The organism is Mesorhizobium sp. M7A.F.Ca.MR.148.00.0.0 (assembly GCF_003997735.1).
Lineage (GTDB): Bacteria > Pseudomonadota > Alphaproteobacteria > Rhizobiales > Rhizobiaceae > Mesorhizobium.
Window position 1 is genome coordinate 1 of sequence record NZ_RZTB01000242.1, and the last position, 2,351, is coordinate 2,351.

General features: G+C 56.8%; 2 protein-coding genes, 1 tRNA gene and 1 pseudogene. 1 reads left to right on the forward strand and 3 read right to left on the reverse strand.

Translation table 11 applies throughout. From position 1 onward, the window contains the following. Positions 1-784 (forward strand): integrase core domain-containing protein (locus EOB49_RS33525; protein WP_164781915.1); only part of this gene is annotated, 784 nt, incomplete at its 5' end. A gap of 38 nt (positions 785-822) precedes the next feature. Here EOB49_RS33525 and EOB49_RS33530 read toward each other — a convergent pair. The 3 genes and pseudogenes from EOB49_RS33530 to EOB49_RS33540 all read right to left on the reverse strand — a co-directional run. Next, positions 823-899: transfer RNA gene (locus EOB49_RS33530), tRNA-Arg, on the reverse strand. 186 nt (positions 900-1,085) lie between these two features. After that, positions 1,086-1,448 carry a hypothetical protein gene (locus EOB49_RS33535; protein WP_127383468.1) on the reverse strand — a complete coding sequence of 121 codons (363 nt, stop codon included), beginning with the start codon at positions 1,446-1,448 and terminating at the stop codon, positions 1,086-1,088. A gap of 689 nt (positions 1,449-2,137) precedes the next feature. Then, positions 2,138-2,351: pseudogene (locus EOB49_RS33540) on the reverse strand (hypothetical protein); the annotation flags it as partial.

Sequence of the window (2,351 nt, forward strand, 5' to 3'; positions counted from 1 at the left end):
TTCAAACGGCTGTCGCCCTAACGATCTTTGGTGTGCCGACTACAAGGGCGAGTTCATGCTCGCCGATCGGCGCTATTGCTATCCGCTGACCATCACCGACTTCGCCAGCCGTTATCTCATCGCCTGCGAGGCGCTCTCGACCACCAAGGAAGCCTATGCCTTCACCGTGTTCGAAAGCGTTTTCAAACAGTTCGGCCTGCCCAGCGCGATCAGGACCGACAATGGCGTTCCCTTCGCCAGCCCCAACGCGCTGTTCAATCTCAGCAAACTGTCGGTCTGGTGGCTGCGCCTGGGCATCGACATCGAGCGCATCAAGCCGGGCTGTCCGCAGCAGAATGGCCGCCATGAGCGCATGCACCTCACCCTCAAGAAGGAGACCACCAAACCGGCCGGCGCCAATTTCCTTCAACAGCAGGCCAGGTTCGATGACTTCATCGACGAGTTCAACTCAGAACGCCCGCACCAGGCGCTCGACATGGACTGCCCAGCCGAGCGCTACACGCCCTCAACGCGTCCCTACACCGGCTTGCCCGATCTCGACTACCCGTTTCACGACAAGGCCGTCACCGTCACCACCTGCGGCCGCATCTGCTATAACCGCAAGAAGATCAACCTCAGCCTTGTCTTTGCCGGCCAGACCGTCGGAATCAAACAGGTCGAGGACCATATCTGGCTGGCTAGCTTCATGGACTATGATTTGGGATATTTCGACGATGAGACATGCAGGCTCGAACCACTCCAGAACCCCTTCGGGCCAAAAGTGTTACCCATGTCTCCGGTATAAACCGTAACCTATGTGTCCGGAACGGACCGTCAGTAATCTGGCGCACCCGACAGGATTCGAACCTGTGACCTCTGCCTTCGGAGGGCAGCGCTCTATCCAGCTGAGCTACGGGTGCTTTCAGGATCGACGATCCGGAAAACGAACCAGCCGGTGAACCGGCAAGTCACGGCTTCTTAGCGGAAGCCGGGGCGGGCTTCAACGGGCAATCGGAGATTGGCGGCATCGGTGGCTCGGGACAGGCTGATTAGGTTCGCGTTCCGATCACCCCGTCGCATTCAGCCTGACTGGGGCATCAACTCGCCTATAGGATCTTCTTTTCCAAAGCACGGGAAATTGAACTTGCGATTAGGTATCGATCTGTTTCAGCTTGAAACGCGGAGGCAAGTATTCGAAGACGACCTGCGTCCTTAACGCTGTAAGCAACACCCACATCCATGGCCCGCTGGATCGCTCTTAACCCCCAGTATTGGACAAAAGGTTGCTTCGCGATTTCGACAGCCTCAATCAGTCCGCTGATATCAACCGCCTCTGGAAATGCAAAAGCATATGCAATAGCCCCCAGCTGCTCGCCGGCCTCCTTGCTTCGTAGAGCTTCATTGTGCTGCGGCCAGTTTCTCCCAAGCCTGCTGGCTTCCTGCAGCATCTGACCAAACAACTTGTCCATGGCGGCAGTCCGAGCCGGCCCTTTCGGCATACTCCCTCTAACTGCTGCATAGTCCTTCGCCAAGTCCACTAACCGTTGGGCCGACCCACCTCGGTTTGTGGCTTCGAAACCGTGTTCAGCTCCGGAAAGAAGCGCCATATCTTGCGACCGAAGGGCAATCTTGGACGCGGACGCGACCTCGTCCTTCGCTTCTTGAACCTCTTGCTTGAGTTCACGCAACTCCGTTTCAATCAAGCCTGGAATGGATATCTTGGAAACGATCGGAGAGAGCCATGGGACGATCGCCACTATGATCAGAGCAACGCTAACCGAATCTATGCGCTCGAAAAGTGCTGGGAACGCTATGCGAAGCACTATGGCAATAAGCGCTCCGGCAGTAATCGCTATGCGAAGCCCACTATGTGAGGCCGCAGTGGTTGTCGTCGCTTTTGGTCCCATGCATCCCCTCAAAACATGCGCTCTTAGCCAGCCATGGACGGGCCTTAGTTCACCAATAGCATATTATCCAGCTGTATTTGTCTCGCTGACAGGATCAATTATCAGACATACATATTGCTCCTAAACTAGCTTCATTGAGCTGCGCAACCGTTCGTAGAAATGGTCAATTAAGCTGCGAACCAGCCGGTGAACCGGCAACTCACGGCTTCTTAGCGGAAATCGAGCGGGCTCAGCCCCGCACTGTGCCCACTTCACTCCCCGGCCTCACTCTTCACCGCTCGCCTTCCGCGCACCGCCCGCTTCGGCTTCTTCGCGCCCGCCAGTTCGTGCATCGCATCCAGCTGCATCTGCTGCATCTCGGCCAGGCGCGTCCATTGGCGCGAGATGAGGTAGTCGAGCTTTTCGTGCAGATGGCGCACTTCGAGCTCGGCCTTGAGGTTGACGCGGTAGTCGTTGAAGGAGCGC

Bases quoted from the DNA above. Each gene is read 5' to 3' on its own strand.
- EOB49_RS33535 (WP_127383468.1), bottom strand. From the start codon at position 1,448: ATGGACAAGTTGTTTGGTCAGATGCTGCAGGAAGCCAGCAGGCTTGGG.